This window comes from Microbacterium sp., assembly GCF_047606385.1.
GTDB lineage: Bacteria > Actinomycetota > Actinomycetes > Actinomycetales > Microbacteriaceae > Microbacterium.
Map to the genome: position 1 here is coordinate 1 of NZ_JASGEL010000061.1, position 4,392 is coordinate 4,392.

Consider the following 4,392-nt stretch of genomic DNA (forward strand, 5'->3'; position numbering starts at 1 on the left):
CGTGGGCCCAGCCCGGGGCCAGCGCCCGGATGCGGCGCGCCCGCCACTGCCACGTGGCCCACAGCGACGGCCACAGCAGGGGCGCGGCGCGTCCGCCGATCACGAGGCGCTCGCGCCACAGCGTGCGGTCGCCGGGCGCGGCGGACACCGCGATCTGGTGGTCCCAGACGTCCAGCGCCGCCAGCGGACCGGTCAGCGGTGCGCCCGCGTCCCGCAGGATCCGCACGTCGCCGGCGGGGCCGGGCACGGTGCGGTCGGTCACGGCGATCAGCTGCGTGCCGAACGGGACGCCCCCTGCCGTCATCCGCACCGCCGCGTCCTGGCCGCTGGACCAGCTCGTCGGCGGCGCCGTCAGCGGCTCGAGCTCGAGCAGCGGACCGTAGAGCTCGGCCAGCGCGCGGGGCGAGTGCAGGGCGCGCCAGGCCGCATCCGGATCGATGTCGACGGTGAACCGCAGCAGCACGCGCATGCCCCAGTGTCGCATCCGGCCGGTCGCCCTACGCTGGACGGATGTCCTCCGCCTACGACCAGTCCCGCTATCAGGTGCGATTCGAGTGGGGCGCGGCCGGGCTGGCACGGCTCGCCCCGGCAGAGGTGGTCGTCGTCGTCGACGTGCTGCTGGGGACCACGACGGCCGTGGACGCCGGTGCCGCCGGCGACGAGGTGCCGCTGGCATCGCTCGACCCCGCCCTCGCCGAGGTCGTCGCGGCGGCGGGCGACGCCGTGGTGCTGCTGGCGTCGCTGCGCAACGCCTCCGCGGTCGCCCGCGAGGTGCTCGCCGAGCAGGAGCGGCGCGCCGCACGCACCTCGATCGCGGTCATCGCCGTCGGGGACGGCCCCCGCTTCGCCGTCGAGGACCAGTTCGGCGCCGGCGCCGTGATCGACGCGCTGACCGCGCTGGGCATCGACCACACCTCGCCGGAGGCGGCCGGGGCGGGCGAGGCGTTCCACGGCCTGCGCCGCGCGATGCGGCATCTGCTGACGGCGTCGGCGTCCGGTCAGGAGCTGCTCGACGGAGGCCGCCGCGACGAGGTCCTGGCCGCGGCCGAGGTCGATGCGGTTGATGTCGTCCCGGCGCGCCGGGGCGACGTGTTCGCCTGCGCCTGACGGGCCGCGCTACCGCGGGGTCATGGCCGCCAGTCGGGCGGCCGGCCCGATCTCGCGCCGGGTCCAGGTGAGGGCGTGCCGCGGGTCGAACACCGGTGCGCACAGCGCGCAGGAGGTCGCCCGCGTCGCCCGCCGGTGGCGGTAGACGACGTGCCCGGCGGGGCAGATGCCGACCCACGGCGCCAGCTCGATCGCGGTCTCGCCGCGATGGGTGACCCCGCCGGTGTAGCCGAGGTCGCGGGCCGCGCGCTTCCAGCGGATGCCGTGCCCGGCCGCAGACCCGACCAGGGCGTGGGCGACCTCGTGCAGCAGGGTCTGCCGGTTCGTCTCGTCGTCGTAGCGGGCGGCCAGGTAGCGGGACACGCTGATGCGGTGGCGCGTGTAGTCGCACAGCCCGGCACGGCGCTTGGCGTTGTCGAAGCCGAACGACCACGTCGCGTCGAGGTGGCGGTCGATCAGCTCCTCGGCCCAGTCGCGGACCAGGTGCAGCTCGCTCATGTCGGCAGGGTACGCGGGACGCCCGACACCCTAGCCGGCCAGGCTCGCCTGCACCCGCTTGCGGTCGAGCGCGTCGATTGCCAGCAGCGTCGACTCGAGGTCCTCCTCGGCCGCGCCGGAGGACTGCCGCAGGAAGAGCGTGCGCTTGAAGTCCGCGCGCGCGGCGTCGAGGTCGCCGGCGTCGAGGTGGTTCTTGCCGCGGTGCTGGTAGGCGAATGCGGCGATGCCGGCCCAGCCGTGGCCCTCGGCCTCCTCGGCACAGGTGGTCAGCTCCTGATCGGCGGCGGCGTGCTGGCCGCGCCACTGCAGGATCGTCGCGTGCAGGATGCGGGCGCGCAGCAGATCACGCCGCGTGCCGGCCATGCGGGCGGTGCGCACGCTCTGATCGGACACGCGCAGCGCCTCGTCGAGCTGGTCGGTCACCTTCAGCAGCCAGACGCGCTCGAGCAGGGCGGGGAGGCTCCGTTGCGGACCGATCTCCTCGAGACGGTCGAGGCACTCCCGCTCGTCGACGATCTCGCGCAGACTGTCGGGGTCGTATCCCCTGATATAGCTCACTGCGTCTCCTTGTCCCTCGGTGCGCCCGTGCCGTTCCAGTCTGCACGGCGATCGCCGCGGCCCCGGTGAGCCCACGCGGACCGCGGCGATCAGCGTTCGAAGATCGACGACGCCGGTCTCGGCGAGGGCACGGCGTCCGCATCCGTCACCGGCCGGGCCCCGCCGACGAACGAGGCCAGCTCCGTCCCGTGCGCGACCTTCGCGGGGTGGGGGCCGGCGGCCATGAGCCGCGGCAGCCACTCGGTCGGCAGCCCAGCCGCGGATGCGGCGACGACGAGGTTCCCGAACCGGCGGCCCTTGAGCACCTGCACCTCCGCGAGCAGCACGACGTGCTCGAGCACGGCGCGCACGGTCGCGACCTGGCGGCGGGCGAAGGCGAGCCCGGCGCCGTCGGCGACGTTCACGAGCAGCACGCCGTCGGGAGCGAGCAGGGACGCGGCGCGGCGGTAGAACTCGATGGTGGTCAGGTGCGCGGGGGTCTGCGCGCCGGAGTACACGTCCGACACGAGCAGGTCGACGTGGCCGCCCAGCGCCGTCGGCAGCCGGCCCAGGCCCTCGCGGGCGTCGCCGATGCGCACGCGGATCGCGGCCCCGCGCGGCAGGGGCAGCTGCTCGCGCACGAGCTCGACGAGCGCGGGCTCGAGCTCGATGACCTGCTGGCGCGATCCCGGGCGCGTGTGCGCGACGTAGCGGGGGATCGTGAGGGCGCCGGCGCCCAGGTGCACGGCGGTCAGCGGCTGCCCCGGCATCCGGAGCCGGTCGATGACCGCGCCCATGCGCGCCACGTACTCGAAGTGCAGGTGCGTCGGATCGTCGAGGTCGACGTGGGACTGCGGCGTGCCGGCGACCTCGAGCTCGTACCCGGTGGTGAAGCCGCTGCGCACGACCCGAGCGATCGAGCCGTCGCTCAGGCGCGCCTGCGGCCGGTCGTCCTCCTCGATCCGCATGCGCGCCACCCCTCCACGCTATCCGGGCGTACGGTGGGCGCGTGCGCACGATCGACCTGAACGCCGACCTCGGCGAGACGGTCGGGGGCGTGCCCACCGCCGACGACGAGGCGATGTTCGCGGTCGTCTCGAGCGCCAGCGTCGCGTGCGGCGGCCATGCCGGCGACGAGACGTCGATGCGGGACGCCGTGGCCCGCGGCATCCGTCACGGCGTCGCGATCGGGGCCCACCCCTCGTACCCCGACCGGGCCGGGTTCGGCCGCACGACCCTGACGATCGCGCCGGGCGAGCTGCGGGCCTCGATCGCCGCGCAGCTGGACGCGCTCGCCGCCGCCGGGGCGGACATCCGCTACGTCAAGCCGCACGGCGCGCTGTATCACGCGGCGGGCGCCGACGCGGCGGTCGCCGACGCCGTCCTCGCCGCGGTCGCCGATCTCGCCGCCCGGATGGGCCGCCCGCTGCCGGTGCTGGGCCTCGGCGACGCCCTCGCCGCGTCCGCGGCGCGAGCCGGCCTGCCGTTCGTGCGCGAGGCGTTCCTCGACCGCGGATACCTCGCCGACGGCTCGCTCGTGGCCCGGGGGACGGCGGGAGACCTGCTGCACGACCCGCACGAGGTCGCCGACCGCGCGCTGCGGCTGGCCGAGCGTGGCGAGGTCGTCGCCGTCGACGGCGCGGTCCTGGCGACGGATGCCGCGAGCCTGTGCCTGCACGGCGACACCGGCGAGTCCGTGGCCATGGCGCGGGCCGTGCGCGCCGCGCTGGACGCCGCCGGGATCGCGGTGCGCGCGCCGTGGTGACCGCGCCCCGGCGCGTCCTGCCCGTGGGGGAGCGGGCCGTGCTCGTCGAGGTCGGGGGACTGGACGCCGTGCTCGCCCTGCACGCCGCGCTCGCCGCCGCCGCCCCGGCGGGCGTCGAGGAGCTCGTGCCGGCCGCCCGCACCGTGCTGGTGCGGTTCGACCCCGCGCGCACGTCCGCCGCCGCGGTGCGGGCATGGATCGCCGCCGTCCCGGATGCGACGACGGCATCCGGGCCCGCCCGCGACGTGACGCTCGAGGTGGCGTACGACGGCGCGGACCTCGCCGAGACGGCGCGGCTGCTGGGCCTGGGGCCGGCCGAGCTCGCCCAGCGCCATGCGCGCACCCCGTGGCGGGTCGCGTTCACGGGCTTCGCGCCGGGGTTCGCCTACCTCGTCGGCGAGGGGTGGCCGTTCGACGTGCCGCGCCTCGACGTGCCGCGCACGCGGGTGCCGGCCGGCGCGGTCGGGCTCGCCGCGGGCTTCACC

The 4,392-nt window shown here is 76.3% G+C and carries 7 protein-coding genes; 3 read left to right on the forward strand and 4 right to left on the reverse strand.

Going from position 1 to position 4,392, the window contains the following annotated elements; translation table 11 throughout:
• On the reverse strand, positions 1-484 hold a 484-nt coding region (locus QM626_RS05980; RefSeq protein WP_415074992.1), incomplete at its 3' end, for a hypothetical protein.
• 26 nt (positions 485-510) lie between these two features.
• Here QM626_RS05980 and QM626_RS05985 point away from each other — a divergent pair.
• A complete protein-coding gene (locus QM626_RS05985; RefSeq protein WP_415074994.1) occupies positions 511-1,107 on the forward strand; it encodes a 2-phosphosulfolactate phosphatase in 597 nt (198 codons plus the stop codon).
• A gap of 9 nt (positions 1,108-1,116) precedes the next feature.
• Here QM626_RS05985 and QM626_RS05990 read toward each other — a convergent pair whose 3' ends face one another.
• The 3 genes from QM626_RS05990 to QM626_RS06000 form a co-directional block, all read right to left on the reverse strand.
• On the reverse strand, positions 1,117-1,605 hold the full coding sequence (locus tag QM626_RS05990) for a SprT-like domain-containing protein (RefSeq protein WP_415074996.1): 489 nt from the start codon (positions 1,603-1,605) through the stop codon (positions 1,117-1,119).
• Positions 1,606-1,635: 30 nt separating this feature from the next.
• A complete protein-coding gene (locus tag QM626_RS05995) occupies positions 1,636-2,163 on the reverse strand; it encodes a hypothetical protein (protein ID WP_415074998.1) in 528 nt (175 codons plus the stop codon).
• 89 nt (positions 2,164-2,252) lie between these two features.
• Positions 2,253-3,110 carry a spermidine synthase gene (locus QM626_RS06000; RefSeq protein WP_415075004.1) on the reverse strand — a complete coding sequence of 286 codons (858 nt, stop codon included), beginning with the start codon at positions 3,108-3,110 and terminating at the stop codon, positions 2,253-2,255.
• A 41-nt stretch (positions 3,111-3,151) separates the two neighbouring features.
• On the opposite strand from QM626_RS06000, the gene pxpA reads away from it, so the two are divergent.
• On the forward strand, positions 3,152-3,907 hold the full coding sequence (gene pxpA, locus QM626_RS06005) for a 5-oxoprolinase subunit PxpA (RefSeq protein ID WP_415075000.1): 756 nt from the start codon (positions 3,152-3,154) through the stop codon (positions 3,905-3,907).
• A partial coding sequence (locus QM626_RS06010; protein ID WP_415075002.1) for a carboxyltransferase domain-containing protein occupies positions 3,901-4,392 on the forward strand: 492 nt, incomplete at its 3' end. The genes pxpA and QM626_RS06010, both read left to right, overlap by 7 nt.

What these genes read in the sequence shown, in the direction of transcription:
- QM626_RS05985 (WP_415074994.1), top strand. Translation starts at nt 511, where the DNA reads ATGTCCTCCGCCTACGACCAGTCCCGCTATCAGGTGCGATTCGAGTGG.
- QM626_RS05990 (WP_415074996.1), bottom strand. Translation starts at nt 1,605, where the DNA reads ATGAGCGAGCTGCACCTGGTCCGCGACTGGGCCGAGGAGCTGATCGAC.
- QM626_RS06000 (WP_415075004.1), bottom strand. Translation starts at nt 3,110, where the DNA reads ATGCGGATCGAGGAGGACGACCGGCCGCAGGCGCGCCTGAGCGACGGC.